Below are 24,655 nucleotides of genomic sequence, written 5' to 3'. Positions count from 1 at the left end.
CCGTGCCCGCCCCGCTCACGAGCTGTACGCGCTGTTCTCGTGGACGTACTCGGCCGTCAGGTCGTTGGTCCACAGCACGGCCGAACGGTCGCCGGAGCGCAGGTCCACGGTGACCACGATATGACGGCCCGTCAGGTCGACCTGGTCGCGGGGCGCGCCCTCGGCGCCGTCCCGGCACACCCACACGCCGTTGATGGCCACATCGAGACGGTCCGGGTCGAAGGCGGCCGATGTCGTGCCGATCGCGGACAACACCCGTCCCCAGTTGGGGTCTTCGCCGTGCAGCGCACACTTGAGGAGGTTGTTGCGGGCCACCGAACGGCCGACTTCCACGGCGTCCGCCTCGGAGGCCGCGCCGACGACCACCACCTCGATCTCCTTGGACGCGCCCTCCGCGTCGGCGACCAACTGCCGGGCCAGGTCCTGGCACACGCTGTGCACGGCCGAGGTGAGTGCGGCGGGCTCGGGCGCCACTTCGGAGGAGCCGGAGGCGAGCAGCAGCACGGTGTCGTTGGTGGACATGCAGCCGTCGGAGTCCACCCGGTCGAAGGTGGTGCGCACCGCCTCGCGCAGCGCCGCGTCCAGCACTTCGGCGCTCGCCTCGGCGTCCGTGGTCAGCACCACGAGCATGGTGGCCAGACCGGGGGCGAGCATGCCCGCCCCCTTCGCCATGCCGCCCACCGTCCAGCCGTCGGCCGTGGCCACAGCGGTCTTGTGGACGGAGTCCGTCGTCTTGATCGCGACGGCCGCTTCCTCGCCGCCGTCGGCCGAGAGCCGCTCGGCGACGGCGGTCACGCCGGCCGTCACGCGGTCCATCGGAAGCCGCACCCCGATCAGGCCGGTCGAGCACACCGCGACCTCGTCCGGGGCGGTGCCCACGGCCCGTGCCGTCTCCTCGGCCGTCAGCCGGGTGTCCTCGGCGCCGCCGGGGCCCGTGCAGGCGTTGGCGCCACCGGAGTTGAGCACGACCGCGGATATCCGCCCGTCGCCGAGCACACGGCGGGACCACCGTACGGGCGCGGCCTGCACGCGGTTGGCGGTGAAGACACCGGCGGCGGCGCGGGACGGCCCCCGGTTCACGACCAGGGCGAGGTCGAGGTCACCGGACTCCTTGAGGCCGGCGCTCACTGCGCCGGCGAGGAATCCCTGGGCGGCGGTCACACTCACGGGGCCACTCCATTCGTGGGCAGGCCGAGCCGTTCCGGCAGGCCGAGGGCGATGTTCATGCTCTGCACCGCGCCGCCCGCGGTGCCCTTCGTCAGGTTGTCGATGGCGCTCACGCAGATCAGCCTGCGGGCGTCGCCGTCCACGGCGATCTGCACCTGGGCGCTGTTCGAGCCGAGGACGGCGGCGGTGGACGGCCACCGGCCCGGCGGCAGCAGCCGCACGAACGGCTCGTCGGCGTACGCGGCTTCGAACACCGCGCGCACCTCGTCGTCCCGTCCGGCCGCCGCGATCCCCGGGCGCAGCCGGGCCGAGCAGGTGGCGAGGATGCCGCGGGGCATGGGCGCCAGGGTCGGGGTGAAGGACACCGTCACGTGCTCACCGGCCGCCCGCGACAGGTTCTGCACCAGCTCCGGGGTGTGCCGGTGGCCGCCGCCGACCCCGTACGGGCTCATGGAGCCCATCACTTCGGAGCCGAGGAGGTGGGGCGCGGGCGAGCGCCCGGCGCCGGAGGTCCCGCTGGCGGCGACGACGACGGCCTCCGGTTCGACCAGCGCGCCGGCGTGGGCGGGGAACAGGGCGAGGGTGACGGCGGTGGGATAGCAGCCCGGCACCGCGATGCGGGTGGCACTCTGCAACTCGGCTCGTGCGCCCGGAAGTTCGGGCAGGCCGTACGGCCAGGTGCCGGCGTGGGGCGAGCCGTAGAACCGCTCCCAGGCAGCCGGGTCGCGCAGCCGGAAGTCGGCGCCGCAGTCCACCACTACCGCGCCGGGCTCCAACTCCGCTGCCAGCGCGGCGGATTGACCGTGCGGGAGGGCGAGGAACACGACGTCGTGCCCGCGCAGCGACGCGGCGGAGGTCGCCAGCAGAGTACGATCGGCCATCCCCGTCAACTGCGGTTGTACGGAACCGAGTTGGCGTCCCGCGCTGGTGTGCGCGGTCACCGCGCCGACCTCCACCCCGGGGTGCGAAGCCAGCAGGCGGAGCAGTTCGCCGCCCGCGTAGCCGCTGGCGCCGACCACCGCGACCCGTACGGTCATGTTCTTCCATTCTCTGGATGCGCGGATCTCTGGATCGCGGACGCTGAGGCGAGCGGCTCCCACCCGCCTTACTTAGCCAAGCCTAACCTAATCTATCGGCACCTTGGTGAGACGCCCGACCGTAACGGCGCCGGCTGCTCCGGCGGTCGCCGCCGGTTCAGTTGGCGGCGCGGCTGCGGGCTTCGGTCGCGTGCGGGTGGGCACACCGGGGCGCCGTGAGGAGCCGCCGGACCTGCTCGCCGGCCTCCATCGGGTCGCGGACCTCGGACGGAAAGGGGAAGCGCAGATCGCAGTGGCCCCGGCGGTACTCGCAGCGCAGGGTGATGCCGCGGCGGTCCAGGGCGAAGGGGGCCGTGCGCAGGACGCCCGGCGGCAGTCGCGACCCGGCCCGAACGGCCAGCTCGGCCATCAACTCCCCGTGGGCGTCGGCCAGATGGGTCAGCATGGCGGCCTCCTCGACGGCGAGCGGATCCGGTTCGGCGAGGGCGACCTCGTCGAGCCCGACCTCTGCCGCTCCCGCCGCGGTCCGCAGCGTGACGCGCGCGGTGTCGAGGCGGAGCCGCCCGTCGATGCGGCCCGGCTCCTGGGGCGTCAGCCAGCCGGACACCGTCACCCGGGCCCGTACGCGGTCGCGGACCGCGGTCGCGGCGACATCGGTGAAGTCGAGCAGCGCCGCGAGACTGCCGCGCGGCGCGGTGGCGATCTGGGCGGCCAACGGGCTGTCCGCCGGGGGGTGGAGGGAGATCCGGCCCCGCGAATCGACCGCGTGCATGCCGATCAGGTCGTAGCTCCGCGCCTGAGTGATCAGGGACAGGGAAGCGGCCTGGGCCAGTACGGAACGAACGCGCTCGGCGGCGTCAGGCCCGGTTGACCCGGTTGACCCGGTTGACCCGGTTGACCCGGTCGGCTCGGTCGGTCCGGCATCTGCGGCAGCACTCATAAGGCAACTCCTCACGGCACAGGACCGAAGCCCCTCGACTCAGGTAAGGCTAACCTAACTTTTTCTGGAGTGATGCGCCCGGGGTGGTGGAGCCCGGGGGGCTTACAGGGTCCGGATAGGTCGCCGAGGCCGGAACGCGTCACCGAAGGGGGAGGTGCCACAGGGGCGGGAGGTGCCACCGCGGCCGGGAAACGCCGCCGCGCCCCTCCCCGTTCCGCTTGACGGCGGTTCGGGGAGGGGCGCGGTTCGGCCGTGACCGTGTCTTAGATGTCCCGGAAGATCTCGATCTGCGCACCCACCGAGTTGAGCCGCTCGGCCAGGTCCTCGTAGCCGCGGTTGATGACGTACACATTGCGCAGGACGGACGTGCCCTCGGCGGCCATCATGGCGAGGAGGACCACCACCGCGGGGCGCAGCGCCGGGGGGCACATCATCTCGGCGGCGCGCCAGCGGGTCGGGCCCTCCACCAGGACCCGGTGCGGGTCGAGGAGTTGGAGGCGGCCGCCGAGGCGGTTGAGGTCCGTGAGGTAGATCGCGCGGTTGTCGTACACCCAGTCGTGGATGAGCGTCTGGCCCTGTGCGACCGCCGCGATCGCCGCGAAGAACGGCACGTTGTCGATGTTGAGGCCGGGGAACGGCATCGGGTGGATCTTGTCGATGGGCGCCTCCAGCTTGGAGGGGCGCACGGTGAGGTCGACCAGTCGGGTGCGCCCGTTGTCGGCGGCGTACTCGGCGGTGCGGTCGTGGTCCAGGCCCATCTCCTCCAGGACCGCGAGCTCGATCTCCAGGAACTCCACCGGCACCCGACGGATCGTCAGCTCGGACTCGGTGACGACGGCGGCGGCGAGCAGGCTCATCGCCTCGACCGGGTCCTCGGAGGGCGAGTAGTCGACGTCGACGTCGATGTCGGCCATGCCGTGGACGGTCAGGGTGGTCGTGCCGATGCCCTCGACCTTGACGCCGAGCGCCTCCAGGAAGAAGCACAGGTCCTGGACCATGTAGTTGGAGGAGGCGTTGCGGATGACGGTGATGCCGTCGTTGCGGGCGGCGGCGAGCAGCGCGTTCTCGGTGACGGTGTCGCCGCGTTCGGTCAGCACGATCGGGCGGTCGGGCGCGGTGCGGGACACCTCGGCGTGGTAGATCCCCTCGGTGGCCGTGATGTCCAGGCCGAACCGGCGCAGCGCGATCATGTGCGGCTCGATGGTGCGGGTGCCGAGGTCGCAGCCGCCGGCGTACGGCAGCCGGAAGCGGTCCATGCGGTGCAGCAGCGGGCCGAGGAACATGATGATGGAGCGGGTGCGGCGGGCGGCCGCCGCGTCCATGGCGTCCAGGTCGAGCTCGGCCGGGGGCACGATCTCCAGGTCGACGCCCTCGTTGATCCAACGGGTGCGCACGCCAATGGAGTTGAGGACTTCGAGGAGGCGGTAGACCTCTTCGATGCGGGCCACCCGGCGCAGCACGGTGCGGCCCTTGTTGAGCAGCGAGCCGCAGAGCAGTGCGACGCAGGCGTTCTTGCTCGTCTTGACGTCGATCGAGCCGGAGAGGCGGCGGCCGCCCACGACCCGCAGGTGCATGGGGCCGGAGTACCCGAGCGAGACGATTTCGCTGTCGAGCGCTTCCCCGATGCGCGCGATCATCTCAAGGCTGATGTTCTGGTTCCCGCGCTCGATGCGGTTCACGGCGCTCTGGCTGGTGCCCAGAGCCTCGGCCAACTGCGTCTGTGTCCAGCCCCGGTGCTGCCGGGCGTCACGGATGAGCTTGCCGATGCGTACGAGGTAGTCGTCTGCCATAGGGACAGGTTATCTCAGATATGAGATGACGCTCGCGCCCGGGTGGGCCAACAGGGTGAAGGACCGTCAATTACGATCCTGCGATTTCCGTACCGGGGCCGCAAACGGAAGGGGTCCATCCGGGGATGGGGATGTTCCGGCCGCCGGGCGTGTCGCGCGTTGGACGGCGGCCCGCGCCGCACGGCCGGCCTTCGCACGCGAACCTCGCGCACGGTGCGGGCGGTCTCCTGGGGCGGCCAACCCCTGCCCCCCTGCCCCCCTTCCCCCGCGTGCTCGTCAGCCCAGCGCTTCCAGGAGTTCGCGTTCGCGCTCGCCGCTCAGGCCGGCTCGGCGGGGCCGGGACAGGCCCTCTTCCCGCTCCCAGCGCAGGGTGTCCGCGAGGAGCCGCTCCCGGGGCCGGTGCCCGAGGCCGGCCGCTCTCGCGGCGGCGTCGTTGCGGGCGCTGAAGCCGGCCCAGTCCGGGTCCGCCACCCACAGGGCGAGCGACTCGGGGCCCATGGCCTGGACCACCTTCCGGTCGAGCAGCCAGTCGTCGTCGGCCTCCACCACCGGGCCGGTGTGGCCCCCGATCTCCCGCGACAGCGCGATCCATTCCCCGAGCGGGACGACCGGGCCGACCGCGTTGTAGGTGCCGGTAGTTCGCCTCTCCGCACAGTCGAGCAGCCAGGCCGCGAGGTCCCGCACGTCGACGAACTGGGTCCCCACGCCCTGGGAGGCCGGCACGAGCAGCGGAGCCTCGGGCTCGCGGGCAGCGCGGGCGGCCCAGGCCCCCGAGCGGCCCGTGTGGTCGCCGGGGCCGCCGATCAGTCCCGGCCGCACGACGAGCAGCCGGTCGTCCACCGCGGCCGCCGATGCCTCCTCGCAGGCCACCTTGGCTTCCCCGTACTGTGCGGGGCCGACCTCGTCCAGCTGGGTCGCCGGGAGCAGTTCCGCCGACTCGTCCGCGTCGAGCGGCCCGTGCGAGGCGTACGCGCTGACCGACGACACGTACGTCCAGTGGGCCGCCCGCCCGCCGAGCGCCGCGAGTGCGGCCCGGGCGAAGCCGGGCTGCCACGACAGCTCGACCACCGCGTCCCAGTCCCGGCCGGTCAAACCGTCGTACGCCGCCGGGTCGCGCCGGTCCGCGACGACGAGGTCCGCCCCCTCGGCCACCTCTCCGCTCTCGCCGCGGGCCAGGCAGGTCACCCGGTGCCCACGTGCCAGCGCCTGCCGCGAGAACTCGCGGCCCACCCATGCCGTTCCGCCCAATATCAGGATCTCCATCGGCCCACCCAAACACGGTCCGCGGGGTTGTGCGGGCTTGCTTGGCCGTGGGCAGAGCGGCCCCCGCCAAGGATGCGCGTGCGGGTGCACCGCACCGGCCGTCCGCCGGCGGAGAAGCCGGTCGAACGCGGGGTGCGGATCGTTGGTCTCTGTCCGGCTCAAGTTGGCCAAGCGGGCCCGGGAGGCGCTTGTCGACGCCGTCTGCCGGAACGAGCCCGCTCGCTTGACGGCCGACGCATGCGAGTTGCCGCCGGCCGTCCGCCGGTGCGGGCGCTGCGCCTGTTGACGGCCCCGAACCGGAACACCTGCGGAGCCGGCTCTTCGGCACAGGTGCCAGCGTGAAGATCACCGGGTCGCCCTGTGAGCGGCAGCGAATCTCGCGGCCCTCGGGGCCCTCGGGGCCCTCGGGGCCCTCGGGGCCCTCGCGAATCTCGCGGCGCTCACGTCTTCGCGATCCAACGGCAACCGCCCCGCCGACGCCCCGGGCGGCGGGCTTCGGGCGGTCGGCCGGGCGTCGGAGCGGATGCCGAGTACGCGTCGCCACGCCATGCCGGCCGTCAACCCGACGCGAGACATCACCGGCGCCCGCGCATGACCCACCGGCGGCCATGTACTAGAGTTATCTCGACATCGAGATATCTACCGGGGCGCACCGCAGCCGACGCTCGGTAAGGGTTACCTAACTTAGCCTTACCTCAGCGAATCGACAACATGTCGTGGCGGCAGGATTGTGGTGGAACGCGCACACTTATGAAGGAGACTGTCGTGTCGGCGAACAGCTTCGACGCCCGCACCACGCTGAGCGTGGGCGACGAGTCGTACGAGATCTTCAAGCTGGACAAGGTCGAGGGCTCCGCGCGCCTCCCTTACAGCCTGAAGGTTCTCCTGGAGAACCTGCTCCGCACCGAGGACGGCGCGAACATCACCGCCGACCACATCCGGTCGCTCGGCAACTGGGACTCCCAGGCCCAGCCCAGCGAGGAGATCCAGTTCACGCCGGCCCGCGTGATCATGCAGGACTTCACCGGCGTGCCCTGCGTCGTGGACCTCGCCACCATGCGTGAGGCCGTCAAGGAGCTCGGCGGCGACCCGGCGAAGGTCAACCCGCTCTCCCCGGCCGAGCTGGTCATCGACCACTCCGTCATCGCCGACAAGTTCGGCACCAAGGACGCGTTCGCGCAGAACGTGGAGCTGGAGTACGGACGCAACAAGGAGCGCTACCAGTTCCTGCGCTGGGGCCAGACCGCCTTCGACGACTTCAAGGTCGTCCCGCCGGGCACCGGCATCGTCCACCAGGTCAACATCGAGCACCTGGCCCGCACGGTCATGGTCCGCAACGGCCAGGCCTACCCGGACACCCTGGTCGGCACCGACTCGCACACCACCATGGTCAACGGACTCGGTGTGCTCGGCTGGGGCGTCGGCGGCATCGAGGCCGAGGCCGCGATGCTGGGCCAGCCGGTCTCGATGCTCATCCCGCGCGTCGTCGGCTTCAAGCTGACCGGTGAGCTGAACCCGGGCACCACCGCCACCGACCTCGTCCTCACGATCACCGAGATGCTGCGCAAGCACGGCGTCGTCGGCAAGTTCGTCGAGTTCTACGGCGAGGGTGTGGCGGCCACGAGCCTCGCCAACCGCGCCACCATCGGCAACATGTCGCCGGAGTTCGGTTCCACCGCCGCGATCTTCCCGATCGACGACGAGACGCTGAAGTACCTCCGTCTGACCGGCCGCGACGCCCAGCAGGTCGCCCTCGTCGAGGCGTACGCCAAGGAGCAGGGCCTCTGGCTCGACCCGGCCGCCGAGCCCGACTTCTCCGAGAAGCTGGAGCTCGACCTCTCCACGGTCGTCCCCTCCATCGCCGGCCCCAAGCGCCCGCAGGACCGCATCGTCCTCGCCAACGCCGCCGAGCGGTTCGCCCAGGACGTGCGCAACTACGTCGAGGACGACGACGAGGCGGGCAAGGAGTCCTTCCCGGCCTCCGACGCCCCGGCCACCACCAACGGCGTGCCGACCCGGCCCACCCCGGTCACCCTCGCCGACGGCACCACCTTCGAGATCGACCACGGCGCCGTCACCGTCGCCGCGATCACCTCGTGCACCAACACCTCGAACCCGTACGTGATGGTCGCCGCGGCGCTCGTCGCGAAGAAGGCCGTGGAGAAGGGCCTGACCCGCAAGCCGTGGGTCAAGACCACCCTCGCCCCGGGCTCGAAGGTCGTCACCGACTACTTCGACAAGGCCGGTCTCACCCCGTACCTCGACAAGATGGGCTTCAACCTCGTCGGGTACGGCTGCACCACCTGCATCGGCAACTCCGGTCCGCTGGACGAGGAGATCTCGAAGGCGATCAACGAGCACGACCTCGCGGTCACCTCGGTGCTCTCCGGCAACCGCAACTTCGAGGGCCGGATCAACCCCGACGTCAAGATGAACTACCTGGCGTCCCCGCCGCTGGTCGTCGCGTACGCCATCGCCGGTTCGATGAAGGTCGACATCACCACCGAGGCGATCGGCACCGACACCGAGGGCAACCCGGTCTTCCTCAAGGACATCTGGCCCACCGAGGCCGAGGTCAACGACGTCGTGGCCAACGCCATCGGCGAGGACATGTTCAACAAGTCCTACCAGGACGTCTTCGCGGGTGACGCGCAGTGGCAGTCGCTGCCGATCCCGACCGGCAACACCTTCGAGTGGGACGCCGAGTCCACCTACGTCCGTAAGCCCCCCTACTTCGAGGGCATGACGATGGAGACCACCCCGGTCTCCGACATCGAGGGCGCCCGCGTCCTCGCGAAGCTGGGCGACTCGGTCACCACCGACCACATCTCCCCGGCCGGCGCGATCAAGGCCGACACCCCGGCCGGCAAGTACCTCACGGAGCACGGCGTCGAGCGTCGTGACTTCAACTCCTACGGCTCGCGCCGTGGCAACCACGAGGTCATGATCCGCGGCACCTTCGCCAACATCCGTCTGCGCAACCAGATCGCGGAGGGCACCGAGGGCGGCTTCACGCGTGACTTCACGCAGGCCGACGCGCCGGTCTCCTTCATCTACGACGCCTCGCAGAACTACCAGGCCGCCGGCATCCCGCTGGTCATCCTGGCCGGCAAGGAGTACGGCTCGGGCTCGTCCCGCGACTGGGCCGCCAAGGGCACCGCGCTGCTCGGCGTCAAGGCCGTCATCGCCGAGTCGTACGAGCGCATCCACCGCTCGAACCTCATCGGCATGGGCGTCCTGCCGCTCCAGTTCCCGGAGGGCGCCACCGCCGCCTCGCTCGGCCTCACCGGCGAGGAGACCTTCTCCTTCACCGGCGTGACCGTCCTGAACGACGGCAGCACCCCGCGCACGGTGAAGGTCACCACCGACACCGGCGTCGAGTTCGACGCGGTCGTCCGCATCGACACCCCCGGCGAGGCGGACTACTACCGCAACGGCGGCATCATGCAGTACGTGCTGCGCAGCCTGATCCGCAACTAGGCAGCACCGGCACCAGGAACGACGGCAGGGCCGCACCTCCCTCACGGAGGTGCGGCCCTGCCGCACGTGTGCCGAGCGTCAGGACGTCATCAGGCGGTAGACGTCGTAGCCGTAGCCGATCTGCACCCGTGCCTGGTACGGGGCGGCCGCGTTGCCGGTGCCCTTGTACAGCCAGAGGTTGCCGTTGGGTTCGCGGGCGATGAGGTCGGTCTTCCCGTCCAGGTCCACATCGCCGCTGGAGACCAGCGTGTCGAACATGTTCCAGCCCGAACCGATCCTGGTCCGGGGGGCGAAGGGCGCGTTGTAGTTGCCGGTGCCCTTGTAGAACCACAGCACACCGGCCGTGTCACGGGCCACCAGGTCGGCCTTGCCGTCACCGTCCAGGTCGCCCTTGCCGGCCAGTTGCGTATACGCGTCCCAGCCGCCGCCCACCTTGATGCGGCTGGTCACGGTGCCGTCGCCGTAGCCGAGGTACAGCCACAGGACGCCCGTCGCGTCGCGCGCGACGATGTCGTAGCCCTGGGCGCCGCCGAGGTTGCCGGGGGAGAGCACCTTGTCGTACATGTTCCAGCCGCCGCCGATCGGCTTCGGGACATCGGAGTTGACGTAGTAGTCCAGCTGGCCGTTCGCGCTCCACTGCCACTCGCCGTCGAGGTAGCCGTCGGCGTCGTTGTCGACGAACGCGTCCGCGGAGAGGTCCGGGAAGGTGCCTTCGGTCGCCTCGCGCGGGGTCAGGCCGCCGGTGCCGTTCGGGCCGTACGCCCAGACCTTGTTGGCGCTGTCCACCCCGATCAGCGGGAAGACCGGGTTCGCGGCGTTGGTGGGCGTGGCGGCCGCGGTGAGGTTCCGGGCGGTCGGCGCGTGCTTGGTGGTGGCGGGCAGGTGGCGCCAGTGGATGCTGTCGGCCGAGGCCGCGCCGGCGCTCACGCCGACGAGGGCGGAGGCGATCACCGCCACGGCGCATCGGGAGAACGACTTGCCGCTCTTACGGCTGTTGATTCTGGCCACGTATCGCTCCTGATGTCGGTGACAGTGGCGCGGGCGGGATGCCGGACGGCTCACGAGTCGTCCGGCATCCCGCCGCGATAGCTCCACCGCATCTTTACATGTCAACTCGTTAGCTATGGGCGGAAGATGGGATTTTCCCTCCCTCCAACGAGTGGACTTTCTCCGCGAGGAGGCCGCACCGGCATCTCGAACGACGGCAGGGCCGCACCCCCCTTCCGGGAAGTGCGGCCCTGCCGCCCGCGTGCCGATGGGTCAGGACGTCATCAGGCGGTAGATCTGGTAGCCGGAGCCGATCTTGACGCGCGACTGGTACGGGGCGGCCGCGTTGCCGGTGCCCTTGTACAGCCAGAGGTTGCCGTTGGGCTCGCGGGCGATGAGGTCGGTCTTCCCGTCCAGGTCCACGTCGCCGGTGGAGACCAGCGTGTTGTACGCGTTCCAGCCGGCGCCGATCTTGGTGCGCCCCGCGAAGGGTGCGCTGTAGCTGCCGGTGCCCTTGTAGAACCAGAGCACGCCGGCCTTGTCGCGGGCCACGATGTCGGCCTTGCCGTCACCGTCCAGGTCGCCCTTGCCGGCGATCTGGGTGTACGCGTCCCAGCCGCCGCCGACCTTGATGCGGCTGGCCACGGTGCCGTTGCCGTAGCCGAGGTACAGCCAGAGCACGCCCGCCTTGTCGCGCGCGATGATGTCGTAGCCCTGGGCGCCGGCGAGGTTGCCCGGCGAGAGCACCTTGTCGTAGATGTTCCAGCCGCCACCGATCGGCTTGCCGGATTCGGGGGTGGTCTCGCTGAAGTAGCGCATGTCTCCGGCGCCGTTCCACTGCCACTCGCCGTCGATCTCGCCGTCGGCGTTGTCGTCGACGAACGTGTCGTTGGCGAGGTACGCGAAGGGGGCGACGAACGAGCGCGCGCTCAGGCCGCCGGTGCCGTTCGGGCCGTAGACCCAGCCCTGGTTCGCGTTGTCGACGGCGAACAGCGCGAAGATCGGGTTCGCGGCGTTGCCGGGCGTCGCCGCGGGGGCCGCGGCGGCGAAGTTCCTGGCCTTGGGCGCGTGCTTCGGTGCCGCGGGCGTGTGGCCCGGGTAGACACCGTCGGCCGAGGCCGCGCCGGCGCTGACGCCGACGAGGGCGGCGGCTATCGCCGCCACGGCGAGGCGGGAGAGCGCCTTGCCGGTCTTACGGCCACTGAAGTTGGCCACGTAGTGCTCCTGTTGTGGTGGTGAGGTCACGAGCGGGATGCCGGGCGACTCATGAGCCGTCCGGCATCCCGCCGTGATAGTTCCACCGCATCTTTACATGTCAACTGGCATGACTTGGCGCGGAGATGGACCCTGTCGGGTCGATACCGTGCCAAACCGGTCAGGAGAGCAGCTCGACCTCCGCGAGCGTCGCCGTCCCGCTGCCGCTCACCAGCCGGTAGTGCGCGTACGAACCGGGAGCGCGCAGCGAGAAGACCCGGGTCTGGTGGTCCCAGGAGAACCGCTCGCCGGTGCGCCGGTCGACGTCCTTCCACGTCGTGCCGTCGGTGGAGGCCTGGAGCGTCCAGGACGTCGGCGCCTTGGCGCGGTCCGCCGAGGTGAGCGTGTACTGGAGCGCCCGCGTCGGCCCCGCCACCGGCAGCTCCGCAGTGGTCAACTCACCGGATGTGGCGGAGGAGTTGTCGAACAGCGGGCCCGACCCGGTGATCGCGTCGCTCGGGGGAGCGGGCACCTTGTCGTCCCGGGTGATGGAGACCGGCGCCGCGTTCTTGCCCGTCCCCCACGACGAGGGCCGCGGGCCCATGGTGAAGTCGAGCGTGCCGCCCCGCGCCAGCAGGTCGTGCGGCAGGGCCGTGGAGTTCCACGCCCTCCCGTCGACCTTCAGGGACTGCACGTACACGTTGGACGCGCTGTTCTTCGGCGCCTTCACGACCAGGTCGCGGCCGTTCTCCAGGTGGATGGTCGCCTTGGTGAACAGGGGCGAGCCGATCGCGTACTCGCCGCTGCCCATCACCAGCGGGTAGAAGCCGAGCGCCGAGAACACGTACCAGGCCGACTGCTCGCCGTTGTCCTCGTCACCGTGGTAGCCCTGCCCGATCTCGCTGCCGTTGTAGAGGCGCCGCAGCACCTCGCGGATCTTCTCCTGCGCCTTGTAGGGCTGGCCGGCCGCGTCGTACATGTACGTGACGTGGTGCGCGACCTGGTTGGAGTGCCCGTACTGGCCCATCCGCACGTCCCGTGCCTCGGTCATCTCGTGGATGACGCTGCCGTACGAGCCGGCGAAGTCCGGCGAGGCCGTCTCCGGGGTCGAGAAGTAGGTGTCCAGCTTCTGGGCGAGGCCGGACCGGCCGCCGTACAGGTTGGCGAGGCCCCGCGAGTCCTGCGGGGCGGTGAAGGCGTAGCCCCAGCCGTTGGTCTCGGTGTAGTCGTAGCCCCAGACGCGCGGGTCGAACTTGGCGCTGTCCACGCGCCATTGGCCGCTGGCGTCCTTGCCCTGGAAGAAGCCGGCCTTGGAGTCGAAGAGCTTCACGTAGTTCTGGGCGCGGCCCAGGAAGTACGCCGACTCCTCCTTGTAGCGGGGCTTCTTCGTCTTCTCGTACAGCGCCTGGCCCATCTTCGCCAGGCCGTAGTCGTTGACGTACCCCTCCATCGACCAGGACAGGCCCTCGGGGGTGGAGGTCGGGGCGTAGCCGAGGAAGGGGGAGGTGGTCATGCCCTTGCGGCCGACGCCGGAGGAGGGCGGGGCGACCGTGGCGTTCTTCAGGGCGGCCTCGTAGGCGGCCTCGGCGTCGAACTTCACGCCCTTCACATAGGCGTCCGCGAAGGCCACGTCCGAGCTGGTGCCGGTCATCAGGTCCGCGTAGCCGGGCGAGGACCAGCGCGAGATCCAGCCGCCGTCCTTGTACTGCTGCACGAAGCCGTCGACCATCTCGCCGGCCTTCTTCGGGGTGAGCAGCGAGTAGGCCGGCCAGGTCGTGCGGTAGGTGTCCCAGAACCCGTTGTTGACGTAGACCGTGCCGTCGACGACCTTCGACCCGGTGTGCGTCGGGGTGTCCTCGCCGGCCTTCGGCGCGAACGGGCTGGCGTACCGGTTCTTCGAACCGACCTTCTCGAAGCCGGAGTTGGGGTACAGGTACAGCCGGTAGAGCGAGGAGTACAGGGTGGTCAGCTGGTCCTGGGAGGCGCCCTCGACCTCGATGCGGCCCATGATCTTGTCCCAGGCCCCACGGGCCCGGTCCTTGACCGTGTCGAAGCCGGTGCGCGCGGGGATCTCGGCGGCCAGGTTCGCCTTCGCCTGGTCCACGCTGATGAGGGAGGTCGCGAGGCGCAGCGTGACGGTGCGGTTCTTGCCGGGCTTGAACCGCGCGTAGCCGGTGACGTCGGCGCCTCCGCCGCCGGGCAGCTTGCCGCTCGCGGTCACCGCCGTGTCGAAGACCCCGTACACGAAGAGCCGTCCGGCGCCGGTGGACAGACCGCTCTTGACGTCCGAGAAGCCGGTGAAGGAACGCGTCCCCGGATCCAGGGTGAGGCCGCCCTGGTTGGTCACGTTGTCGAGGATCAGGCTCGCGTCGTCACCGGGATAGGTGAACCGCATCATCGCCGCGTGGTCGGTCGGCGTGATCTCCGTCCGCAGGCCGTTCTCGAAGGTGACGCCGTAGTAGTACGGCTTCGCGGTCTCGTTCTCGTGCCGGAAGGGCAGCGCGCGGGCGGTCCGGGACGCGTCCGGGGTGCCGGCCGCCGCCGAGGGCATGACCTGGAAGGTCTGCCGGTCGCCCATCCAGGGGCTCGGCTCGTGGCTGGCACTGAAGGCCTGGAGCGTGGGCAGGTTGTCGGCGTTGTTGCGCCGGGCGTAGTCGTACAGCCAGTCCTGCGAACCGGCGTTGGTGACCGGGGTCCAGAAGTTGAACCCGTTGGGCACCGCGGTCGCGGGGAAGTTGTTGCCGCGCGAGAAGGAGCCGCTGGAATTGGTGCCGCGGGTGGTCTGCGCGTAGTCCGACAGATGCGCCAGCGGCTTCGCGGGCTTCTTCGGCGCGATGCTGAGGTCGTCGATCCAGCCCTGGAACTTGGCCGGGCCCTTGGGGGAGTCGTAGGCGACCAGGATCCGGTCGACCCGCTTGCCGGCGGCGACCGTGCCGATCACCGAGGAGACCTGGTTCCACTGGTTGACGTAGAGCGTCTTGGCGGCGCCCTGGCCCTGCGGGCTGAGCACCCCGCCGTGCGAGTCGAGGGCCTTCAGATCACTCAGACGGGTGCCGTCGGTGAAGGCGAGGTCCACGGACACGTTGGTCGCCGGGTAGCTGAGGTCGGTCTCCGTCATCGACGGGAAGACCTTGTAGTCGAGCTCGGTGTCCCGGGTGACCGGCAGGTCGACGTCGAAGACCTTGTTGTACGAGTAGGCCCGCCCCTCCGCCTTGTGCGTACCGGCGTAGCGCAGCGCCCGCTTCCCGGTGAAGCCCGCGTTCGCCTTGGCGGTGGGGGAGCCGCCCGGGCCGCGGTCCGGCGCGGTCAGCATGTCGGGCGGGGCCGGGGTGCTGGTGTCGCCGTCGGAGAACTGGATGTCGCCGAGCTGGGTGAGGGGGGCGCCGCCGTTGGCGGTGATCTCCAGGCGGTAGTGCGCGTAGGCCGTGGTGTTGGCGAAGTCGTACGTCTTGGTCTGGAAGCGGTCCTTGAAGCTCTCGCCGGAGCGGCTGTCCAGGGTCTTCCAGTCCTTGCCGTCCGCCGAGCCCTTCAGGGTCCAGTCCTTGGGGTCGCGCTCGGGGGCGTCGTTGGCCGACGTCAACGCATAGGTGAGCGTCTTCACCGGTTCGGACAGGTCGAATTCGAGCCAGGCCGTCGGCTGGAAGGCCAGCCATTTCGTGCTGGGCTGACCGTCGACGAGGTTCTCCTTCACCTCGCCGCCGTCGGTGTTCTCGGCGCTGGCCCGGACGTCGGTGACCCTGTCGGTCACATTGCCCGGTATCCCACTGGTGAACGCGCCGTCGACCCCGGAGGCCCGCTTGGTCCCCGTGCGGTCCGTATCTACGGTATTGGTCCAGTCCGGCTGGGGCTGACCGGTTTCGAACGAGGTGCTGAACCGGCCGCCGGACAGCGGGGGTTGGGCCGTCGCGGACGGCGCTCCGACGGCCGAGGGGGCCGTCACTACGAGCAGGAACGAGGCGGCGGCCAGGGCGGCCGCCGGCGCTCGTCGGTACCGGGATCTGGGCAGCATGCGGGCCCTTTCCTTCGGCGCGTGCCGGGTTCAACCGGCAGGTGCGAGGTGGACAACGTTGTCAGAGCGGAAACGCAGGATCCAGTAGCGCGGCAAGTGCCGGTTGGTGTCAAGGGCGTTGGGAAGGAATGGATGGCCGGATTCGGCGGGGCAATGCGGACGTCAAGGTGTGTAATGCGCGTCAAAAGGAACAGCCTGATCCACATTGGTACGTACCAAGAGATATATCCGCGAGGTCTCAACTCGGGAAAGACTGTCGGCCAACCGTGCTTTCGATCTTGCTCAGTTGACGGGAAGTGGACTATACCTGTCGGCGTCCGGGCAACCCGCTGAACGCGGGCGGGGGGAACGCGTGCGGGCCGGTCGGCCCGGGACCGGGCAGCCTCCGCGATGGATGTACGAGATCACTCACGCTTCAACTGTTCGCGGGCGTCGGCGGATTCCGCTGCACCGCATGAGTCCTGGAGAAGGCGAGGACTTGAGCATGGGATCCGAGATCAACCGCCGTGACGCACTCAAGCGGGCCATGGCAATCGGCCTGCTGGCGGTGCCGGCGACGTCGCTGCTGAGCGCATGTGCCAGTTCCGACGGCGGTGACACCACCAAGAAGCCGAGCTCGCAGGGCACCAAGTCGGCGGACAACCCGCTGGGTGTCAACAAGGGCACGGCTCTTGAGGCGTTCGTCTTCAAGGGCGGCTTCGGCGACGACTACATCAAGTCCGCCGAGGCCGACTACAACGCCAAGTACGGCATCACGATCAAGCACACCGGTACGCAGGCCATCGGCCCGAAGCTCCAGCCGCGATTCGCCGGCGGCACCCCGCCGGACTTCATGGACAACTCCGGCGCCGACAACCTCGACACCGCGGCCCTCGCCAAGACCGGCAAGCTCCAGGACCTCACCCCCCTCCTGGACGCGCCGACCATCGACGACCCCTCGAAGAAGGTGCGCGACGTCCTGATCGCCGGCACCATCGAGCAGGGCCAGTTCGGATCACCGGAGTTGTACGCGTTCAACTACGCGTTCACCGTCTACGGCACCTTCTATTCCAACAAGCTGTTCAAGGACAAGGGCTGGACCTACCCCCAGACCTTCTCGGACATGCTGGCGCTCTGCAAGAAGATCAAGGCCGCGGGCATCGCCCCGTTCACGTACCCGGGCAAGTACCCGTACTACGTGCACTTCGACCTGCTGCACCAGATCGGCAAGGTCGGCGGCAAGGAAGCGCTCAACGCGATCGACAACCTCGACGACGGTGCCTTCAAGACCGACGCGGTCAAGGAAGTCATCTCGTACTACGAGGAGCTGGCGGGCCAGGGCTACTTCCTCCAGGGCTCCGAGGGCATGACGCACATCCAGATGCAGACCGCCTGGACGCAGGGCCGCGCCGCGATGGTGGCCGACGGCTCCTGGGTGGAGAACGAGGCCGCGCCCACCATGCCGAAGGACTTCGACCTCGCGGTCGGCTCCCTCATCGGCTCCGGGCCGAACGACAAGCTGCCCTTCGGCGCCCTGTACGCGGCCGCCGGCGAGCCGTTCATCGTGGCCAAGGACGGCAAGAACCCCACCGGTGGCATGGAACTGCTGCGCATCATGCTCAGCAAGAAGCAGACCACCAACTTCACCAACGCCATCAAGTCGCTGACCTGTGTCCAGGGCGCCGCCGACGGCCTCTCCCTGACGCCGGGCCTGACCTCGGCGAACGCCGCGTTGAAGGCGGCAGGACCCAATGTCCTCAACTCCCGGCTCCAGGACTGGTACAAGAAGCTCAACAACGAAACCATCGGCAACCTGACCCTCGACCTGCTCTCCGGCAAGATCAAGGCGGCCGAATGGATCGACAAGGCCCAGAAGGCTTCGGACGACACCAAGAAGGATTCCTCCGTCCCGAAGTTCAAGCACCTCTGACGAGGTCGCTTACCACTACTGGCTGAGACGAGAGCGACCGGCGACATGCGACACGGCAAGTACCGGTTCATCATCGGATTCCTGGCAATTCCCCTGGCGCTGTACGGGGTCCTCGTGATCTCGCCCTTCCTCCAGGACTTCCAGATTTCGCTGACGAGCTGGAGCGGACTGACCCCCGAGAAGAACTTCATCGGTCTGGACAACTATCAGAAGCTGATCCACAACGATCTTTTCTGGAAGGCGTTGTGGCACAACGTCCTTCTGCTGCTCTGCGTGCCGGTCGTCACGCTGGCTTTCGGTCTCTTCTTTGCCTTCATGCTGAATGTCGGCGGCCGTCGCAGAGGTTCTGCGGGGGTCGCCGGCGTGCGGGGCTCCGGCCTCTACAAGGTGATCTTCTTCTTCCCGCAGGTCCTCTCGATCACGATCATCGCGATCCTGTGGCAGCAGATCTACAACCCCGACCCCGAGAACGGGATGCTCAACTCCCTGCTCTCCAGCGTCGGTCTGAGCTCGCTCCAGCAGTCCTGGCTCGGCGACTCCAGCATCGCGCTGATCTGCATCATGGTCGTGATGGTGTGGGCCAACGTCGGCTTCTACGTCGTCCTGTTCTCCGCCGGCATGGCCTCCATCCCGGGCGAGATCTACGAGGCGGCCCTGCTGGACGGCGCCTCCCGGGTCAAGACGTTCTTCCGGATCACCCTGCCGCTGCTGCGGGACACCGTCGCCACCGCCTGGGTCTACATGGGCATCATCGCGATGGACGCGTTCATCTACGTGCAGCTGATGTCGGTGAACGTCGGCGGCCCCGACGAATCCACCGACGTGGTCCCGCTGCTCCTCTACAAGACGGCGTTCCGGGACAACAGCCAGTACGGAATGGCCGCCGCCATGGGTGTCGCGATGCTGATCGTGACCCTGGTGTTCGCCATTCTCAGCATGCGGCTCTCGCGCCGCGAGCGGATCGAGTTCTAGGGGTGGCGCGATGACGACCGAAACGATGCAGGTGGACGGCGAGAAGGCCGCCGTACCGCCCACCGCCAGCGCCGCCCGCTGGAAGTGGCGCAGCAGCGAGGGAGGCGTGCTCAACGCCTTCTCCCACGTGTTCCTCCTGGTCTGGGCGCTCATGGTGGGCGTACCCCTGCTGTGGGCGCTGTGGAGCTCGTTCAAGACCTCCGGGGACATCCTCACCCACCCCTGGTCGCTGCCCACGGAGTTCCACTTCGACAACTGGTCGCGGGCCTGGAGCAAGGCCAACATCGGGCAGTACTTCCTCAACACGGCCTTCGTGGTGGGTCTTTCGACCTTCGGCACGATGCTGCTCGGCTCGATGGCGGCCTATGTGCTGGCCCGCTTCGAGTTCCCCGGCAACAGGTTCATCTACTTCCTGTTCGTCGGCGGCATGGCGTTCCCCGTGGTGATGGTGCTCGTCCCGCTGTTCTTCGTCAGCAAGAACCTGGGCATCCTGAACACGCTGCCCGGGCTCGTGCTCATCTACATCGCGTACTCGCTGCCGTTCACGGTGTTCTTCATGACGGCGTTCTTCCGTACGCTGCCGACCACCGTCGCCGAGGCCGCGCTGATCGACGGGGCCTCGCACACCCGGACGTTCTTCCAGATCATGCTGCCGATGGCCAAGCCCGGCATCATCAGCATCGGCATCTTCAACGTCCTCGGCCAGTGGAACCAGTACCTGCTGCCCCTGGTGCTCAACCAGGGCGACACCAGCCACTGGGTGCTCACCCAGGGCCTCGCCGACCTCGCCGTGCAGCAGGGCTACCAGGGCGACTGGGGCGCGCTCTTCGCGGGCCTGTCGATCGCGATGCTGCCCGTGCTCGCCGTGTACATCGTCTTCCAGAAGCAGGTCCAGGCGGGCCTGACCGCGGGAGCGCTCAAGTAGCCGCCCCTTCGCAGCCGCCTTCTTCCCCCCGACCGCCCATGGGCCCCGCGCCCACGGGCGGTCGTGCGTTCCCCGATCGGTACCGCGTCTGCTCAGGTCTTGACGGGAGACCACCCTGAAGGCTGAGCTTAGGGTTCACATGTTGGAGAAAAGACGGGGCCTCATTGCTGCGGCTCCGTGCGGGGGCGGCCGTCGTGCCGCCCGCCTACGGTGGGAGTGGATGAGTCGATGGAGACTCCGGGGTCGCAGACGTCATTGCACCGGGCCAACCTTGAGCGGGTCGTACGGGCCGTGCGCATGGCCGGCTCGCTCACCCAGGCCGAGATCGCCAGAGCGACGGGCCTGTCCGCGGCCACCGTCTCCAACATCGTGCGCGAGCTGAAGGACGGCGGGACCGTTGAGGTCACCCCCACCTCGGCCGGCGGCCGGCGGGCCCGCAGCGTCTCGCTCAGCGGCTCGGCCGGCATCGTCATCGGCGTCGATTTCGGCCATACGCACCTGCGGGTCGCGGTCGGCAACCTGGCCCATCAGGTACTCGCCGAGGAGTCCGAGCCGCTCGACGTCGACGCCTCCTCCGCGCAGGGCTTCGGCCGGGCGGAAGAGCTGGTCAACCGGCTGATCGCGGCCACCGGCATCGGCCAGGACAAGGTCATCGGGGTGGGCCTGGGCGTCCCGGGGCCCATCGACGTGGAGTCCGGCACGCTCGGCTCCACCTCGATCCTGCCGGGCTGGACCGGCATCAACCCCAGCGAGGAGCTCGCCGGGCGCCTGGGTGTGCCGGTGTACGTCGACAACGACGCCAACCTGGGCGCGCTCGGCGAGCTGGTCTGGGGCGCCGGGCGCGGGGTGCGCGACCTGGCGTACATCAAGGTGGCCAGCGGTGTGGGCGCGGGCCTGGTCATCGACGGGCAGATCTACCGGGGGCCCGGCGGCACCGCGGGGGAGATCGGGCACATCACCCTGGACGAGTCGGGGCCGGTGTGCCGCTGCGGCAACCGCGGCTGCCTGGAGACCTTCACCGCCGCCCGCTATGTGCTCCCCTTGCTGCAATCCAGCCACGGGGCAGACTTGACGATGGAGCGGGTGGTCCGGATGGCCCGTGAGGGCGACCCGGGCTGCCGCCGGGTGATCGCCGATGTCGGACGCCACATCGGCAGCGGCGTCGCCAACCTGTGCAACCTCCTCAACCCCAGCCGGGTGGTCCTCGGAGGCGATCTGGCGGAGGCCGGGGAGCTGGTTCTGGGTCCCATCAGGGACTCCGTGTCGCGGTATGCGATCCCCAGCGCCGCGCGGCAGTTGTCGGTCCTTCCGGGGGCCCTCGGAGGACGTGCCGAAGTGCTCGGCGCGCTGGCCCTCGTACTGAGTGAAATGGGGGATTCGACCCTGTTGGACAGTGCACTCCCCGCCTCGGCGCCTGCCTTCACTTAGATAACGGATGGCACCGTTGTCATCTCGTTAAGGATTTACTCCTTGACGGTGGGCTTAACGCCGAGTTGACTTCCAGCCACCTCGGCCGCAACGTCGCGGCCTCGTCAGGGAGGTTTCTGAAGTGAACACGAACATGCGTCGTGCCGCTGTAGCCGTTGCCGCCACCGCGATGGCCGTCACACTCGCCGCCTGTGGCAGCGCCAAGGAGTCGGGCGGCGGCACCAAGTCGTCCGACAGCGCCAAGAAGGGCGACGACCTCAAGATCGGTCTGCTGCTCCCGGAGAACCAGACCGCGCGCTACGAGAAGTTCGACAAGCCGCTGATCGAGGCCAAGGTCAAGGAACTGACCAACGGCAAGGGCCAGATCGTCTACGCGAACGCCAAGCAGGACGCGACGACGCAGAACCAGCAGGCCGACACGATGATCACCAACAAGGTGGACGCGCTCATCGTGGACTCGGTCGACTCCAAGGCCATCGCGGCCTCGGTCAAGAAGGCCAAGCAGGCCGGCATCCCGGTCGTCGCCTTCGACCGCCTCGCCGAGGGCCCCATCGACTCCTACGTGTCCTTCGACAACGAGGAAGTCGGCCACGTGCAGGGCAAGGCCCTCCTCCAGGCCCTGGGCGACAAGGCCAAGTCCGGCGACATCGTCATGATGAACGGCGCCGTCACCGACCCGAACGCCGCGCTCTTCAAGAAGGGCGCCCACGCCGAGCTCGACGGCAAGGTGAACATCGGGAAGGAGTACGACACCAAGGAGTGGAAGCCCGAGAACGCCAACGCCAACATGGAGGGCGCGCTCTCCGCCCTGGGCAAGGACAAGGTCATCGGCGTCTACTCCGCCAACGACGGCATGGCGGGCGGCATCATCACCGCCCTCAAGGCCGCCGGTCTCGCCAAGCTCCCGCCGGTCACCGGCCAGGACGCCGAACTCGCGGGCGTGCAGCGGATCCTCGCGGGTGAGCAGTACATGAGCGTCTACAAGTCCTACCCGCAGGAGGACGCGATCGCCGCCGAGATGGCGGTCAAGCTCGCCAAGGGCCAGGACCTCGGCTCGCTCGCCCCGAAGAAGATCGACTCGCCGACCACCCAGGCCGTCCCGTCGAACATCGTCCCGGTCGTCTCGCTGACCAAGGACAACATCAACGACACCGTGATCAAGGACAAGATCTACACGGTCGCCGAGATCTGCACCGCCAACTACAAGGCCGCCTGCGACGCGGCGGGCCTCAAGTAGTTCTTCTCGCCAAGTCCCTTGCCATCCAAGGGACTTGAGCCCTCCGAAACCCTCCGGCGCCCCGCGCCCGCTCAGCCCCCGCCGCGGCGGGGGCGCCGGACGGAACGTTTCGGCTCTTGCTGTTCTCTTCTGCTCGACCTCCGCGCCCCCACCCCTTCGGGCGCGGCATCCCCGCCGGTCAGGCGGCGAAGGAGATGGTTCACGTGTCCGCTACGCCCGTGTTGGCGTTGCGCGGGGTCTCCAAGCGGTTCGGTGCCGTTCAGGCGCTCACCGACGTAGAGCTTGAGGTCCACGCCGGTGAAGTGGTCGCCCTGGTGGGCGACAACGGCGCCGGAAAGTCCACGCTGGTCAAGACGATCGCCGGCGTGCACCCCATCGATGACGGCGTCATCGAGTGGGAGGGCAAGGCCGTCCAGATCGGCAAGCCGAACGACGCCCAGACCCTGGGCATCGCGACGGTCTACCAGGACCTCGCGCTGTGCGACAACATCGACGTCGTCGGCAACCTCTACCTCGGACGCGAGCTGAAGAAGCGCGGCGTCCTCGACGAGGTCGAGATGGAGCGCCGCTCGCGCGAACTGCTCACCACGCTGTCGATCCGCATCCCGAGCGTGCGCATCCCGATCGCCTCGCTCTCCGGCGGCCAGCGCCAGACCGTGGCCATCGCCCGCTCGATGCTCGGCGAGCCCAAGCTGGTCATCCTCGACGAGCCGACCGCGGCGCTCGGCGTCGAGCAGACCGCCCAGGTCCTCGACCTGGTGGAGCGGCTGCGCCAGCGCGGCCACGCGGTCGTCCTCATCAGCCACAACATGGCCGATGTGAAGGCCGTCGCCGACAAGGTCGCGGTGCTCCGGCTCGGCCGGAACAACGGTGTCTTCGACGTGAAGACCACCTCGCAGGAAGAGATCATCTCCGCCATCACCGGGGCCACGGACAACGCCGTGACCCGCCGTGCGGCGCGCAACGCGGAGGTTCAGAAGTGAGCACCGACAAGACCTCCCCGACCGACCTCGGCAAGCCGGCCACGGCCCCGGTCGACGCGCCGCCCGCCGCGGACGCCGCCTCCGCCGCGGTCGACCCGCGCCTGCTCGTGCGCGAGCAGGGCTTCGCCGGCTACCTCGGCGAGCTCAAGCGCAAGGTACGGGCCGGTGAGCTGGGCGCGCTGCCCGTCATCGTCGGCCTGATCATCATCTGCATCGTCTTCCAGAGCCTGAACTCGAACTTCCTCACCGCGGGCAACCTGTCCGACATCTCGGTGGCGATGGTCGGTACCGGCATGATCGCGGTCGGCATCGTCTTCGTGCTGCTGCTCGGCGAGATCGACCTGTCGGTCGGCTCGGTCAGCGGTGTGGCGGGCGCGTCCTTCGCGGTGCTCAGCGTCCTGCACGGCACGCCCGAGTGGCTGGCGCTGATCCTGGCCGTCCTCACGGGTACGGTCGCCGGGGCCATCCACGGTTTCATCTTCGCGCGCATCGGCGTCCCCGCCTTCGCCGTGACGCTGGCCGGTCTGCTGTTCTGGAACGGCTTCATGCTGAAGATCCTGGGCGACAACGGCACGATCAACACCAGCGGCTCCGGCGTCTTCTACAACCTGTCGAACTACTTCTTCAGCGACGTCGCGGTCGCCTACGGCGCGGCCCTGGTGGCCGTCGCCGTGTACTTCCTGTCCGCGTTCTTCGACAGCCGCCGCCGCGAGGCCGCCGGCGTCCCGTCGCGGCCGCTCAGCGAGATCGTGCTGCGCACGGCGCTGCTCGCCGTGGTGGCCTTCGCGGTGGCCTACATGTTCAACCAGAACAAGGGCCTGCCGCTCGCCGTGGTGATCTTCCTCGCGGTGCTGATCCTCACGGACTTCGTGCTCCGCCGCACCTCGTACGGCCGCATGATCTTCGCGCTCGGCGGCAGCGTCGAGGCCTCGCGCCGGGCCGGCATCAACATCGTGATGGTCCGCACCTCGGTCTACGCCATCTCCGGCACCTTCGCGGCCGTCGGCGGCCTCTTCCTCGCCTCGAAGATCAGCGCGGCCAACCAGGGCGCGGGCAGCGGTGACCTCCTGATGAACGCCATCGCGGCGGCCGTCATCGGCGGCACCAGCCTCTTCGGCGGCCGCGGCCGCACCTGGAACGCCCTGCTGGGCGTCCTGGTGATCACCTCGATCCAGTACGGCCTCGCCCTCGAAGGCGTCGCCGCCGCGATCCAGCAGATGATCACCGGCGGCGTGCTGTTGATCACCGTGATCATCGACGCCATCACCCGGAAGACCCAGAAGTCCGCGGGCCGCGCCTGACCTGCCCGCTTCCCGACGTGCCCGGTGCCCAGG

The 24,655-nt window shown here is 69.2% G+C and carries 16 protein-coding genes; 8 read left to right on the top strand and 8 right to left on the bottom strand.

What is annotated here, in order from left to right; all coding sequences use genetic code 11:
• Positions 1–15: 15 nt before the first annotated feature.
• The 5 genes from argJ to ACFYNP_RS21005 all read right to left on the bottom strand — a co-directional run bounded on the left by argJ (position 16) and on the right by ACFYNP_RS21005 (position 6,197).
• A complete protein-coding gene (gene argJ / locus ACFYNP_RS21025) occupies positions 16–1,167 on the bottom strand; it encodes a bifunctional glutamate N-acetyltransferase/amino-acid acetyltransferase ArgJ (RefSeq protein WP_388787144.1) in 1,152 nt (383 codons plus the stop codon).
• Positions 1,164–2,204, bottom strand: a complete 1,041-nt coding sequence (gene argC / locus ACFYNP_RS21020) for an N-acetyl-gamma-glutamyl-phosphate reductase (protein ID WP_388787141.1) — start codon at positions 2,202–2,204, stop codon at positions 1,164–1,166. Before argC ends, argJ begins: the two co-directional genes overlap by 4 nt.
• Before the next feature lie 157 nt (positions 2,205–2,361).
• Entirely contained in the window at positions 2,362–2,976 is a 615-nt protein-coding gene (locus ACFYNP_RS21015) for a DUF2470 domain-containing protein (RefSeq protein ID WP_388787138.1), read from the bottom strand.
• Between the two features lie 431 nt (positions 2,977–3,407).
• Positions 3,408–4,934, bottom strand: coding sequence for a helix-turn-helix domain-containing protein (locus tag ACFYNP_RS21010; RefSeq protein ID WP_388787135.1), 1,527 nt, complete (start codon positions 4,932–4,934; stop codon positions 3,408–3,410).
• 276 nt (positions 4,935–5,210) lie between these two features.
• Positions 5,211–6,197 carry an NAD-dependent epimerase/dehydratase family protein gene (locus tag ACFYNP_RS21005; RefSeq protein WP_388787132.1) on the bottom strand — a complete coding sequence of 329 codons (987 nt, stop codon included), beginning with the start codon at positions 6,195–6,197 and terminating at the stop codon, positions 5,211–5,213.
• 750 nt (positions 6,198–6,947) lie between these two features.
• On the opposite strand from ACFYNP_RS21005, the gene acnA reads away from it, so the two are divergent.
• Positions 6,948–9,677 carry an aconitate hydratase AcnA gene (acnA, locus tag ACFYNP_RS21000; protein WP_388417600.1) on the top strand — a complete coding sequence of 910 codons (2,730 nt, stop codon included), beginning with the start codon at positions 6,948–6,950 and terminating at the stop codon, positions 9,675–9,677.
• A 78-nt stretch (positions 9,678–9,755) separates the two neighbouring features.
• Here the strand turns inward: acnA and ACFYNP_RS20995 are convergent, their stop codons facing one another.
• The 3 genes from ACFYNP_RS20995 to ACFYNP_RS20985 form a co-directional block, all read right to left on the bottom strand.
• The gene (locus tag ACFYNP_RS20995) at positions 9,756–10,685 is read right to left on the bottom strand and encodes an FG-GAP repeat domain-containing protein (RefSeq protein WP_388787129.1); all 930 of its coding nucleotides are present in this window, start codon (positions 10,683–10,685) and stop codon (positions 9,756–9,758) included.
• A 252-nt stretch (positions 10,686–10,937) separates the two neighbouring features.
• Positions 10,938–11,879, bottom strand: coding sequence for an FG-GAP repeat domain-containing protein (locus ACFYNP_RS20990; RefSeq protein ID WP_388787126.1), 942 nt, complete (start codon positions 11,877–11,879; stop codon positions 10,938–10,940).
• 160 nt (positions 11,880–12,039) lie between these two features.
• Positions 12,040–15,867 carry a GH92 family glycosyl hydrolase gene (locus tag ACFYNP_RS20985; protein WP_388787123.1) on the bottom strand — a complete coding sequence of 1,276 codons (3,828 nt, stop codon included), beginning with the start codon at positions 15,865–15,867 and terminating at the stop codon, positions 12,040–12,042.
• A 484-nt stretch (positions 15,868–16,351) separates the two neighbouring features.
• Here ACFYNP_RS20985 and ngcE point away from each other — a divergent pair, with 484 nt between their 5' ends.
• The 7 genes from ngcE (at position 16,352) to ACFYNP_RS20950 (ending at position 24,622) form a co-directional block, all read left to right on the top strand.
• Positions 16,352–17,776 (top strand): N-acetylglucosamine/diacetylchitobiose ABC transporter substrate-binding protein, encoded by a 1,425-nt coding sequence (gene ngcE, locus ACFYNP_RS20980; RefSeq protein WP_388417611.1) that lies wholly within the window; start codon positions 16,352–16,354, stop codon positions 17,774–17,776.
• A 45-nt stretch (positions 17,777–17,821) separates the two neighbouring features.
• The gene (locus ACFYNP_RS20975; protein WP_388417614.1) at positions 17,822–18,748 is read left to right on the top strand and encodes a carbohydrate ABC transporter permease; all 927 of its coding nucleotides are present in this window, start codon (positions 17,822–17,824) and stop codon (positions 18,746–18,748) included.
• Positions 18,749–18,758: 10 nt separating this feature from the next.
• Positions 18,759–19,673 (top strand): carbohydrate ABC transporter permease, encoded by a 915-nt coding sequence (locus ACFYNP_RS20970; protein WP_388787120.1) that lies wholly within the window; start codon positions 18,759–18,761, stop codon positions 19,671–19,673.
• A 228-nt stretch (positions 19,674–19,901) separates the two neighbouring features.
• Complete coding sequence (locus ACFYNP_RS20965; protein ID WP_388787117.1) at positions 19,902–21,101, top strand: ROK family protein; 1,200 nt, start codon at positions 19,902–19,904, stop codon at positions 21,099–21,101.
• A 121-nt stretch (positions 21,102–21,222) separates the two neighbouring features.
• Complete coding sequence (locus tag ACFYNP_RS20960) at positions 21,223–22,338, top strand: sugar ABC transporter substrate-binding protein (protein ID WP_388417622.1); 1,116 nt, start codon at positions 21,223–21,225, stop codon at positions 22,336–22,338.
• 194 nt (positions 22,339–22,532) lie between these two features.
• On the top strand, positions 22,533–23,321 hold the full coding sequence (locus ACFYNP_RS20955) for an ATP-binding cassette domain-containing protein (protein WP_100576034.1): 789 nt from the start codon (positions 22,533–22,535) through the stop codon (positions 23,319–23,321).
• Positions 23,318–24,622: a sugar ABC transporter permease gene (locus tag ACFYNP_RS20950; RefSeq protein WP_388787115.1), complete on the top strand. Its 1,305-nt coding sequence runs from the start codon at positions 23,318–23,320 to the stop codon at positions 24,620–24,622. Before ACFYNP_RS20955 ends, ACFYNP_RS20950 begins: the two co-directional genes overlap by 4 nt.
• Positions 24,623–24,655: the final 33 nt, after the last annotated feature.

It is taken from the genome of Streptomyces sp. NPDC006691 (assembly GCF_042869955.1).
GTDB lineage: Bacteria > Actinomycetota > Actinomycetes > Streptomycetales > Streptomycetaceae > Streptomyces.
The sequence above is the reverse complement of the archived record's forward strand: the minus strand, read 5'-3'. Positions and strand labels throughout refer to the sequence as shown.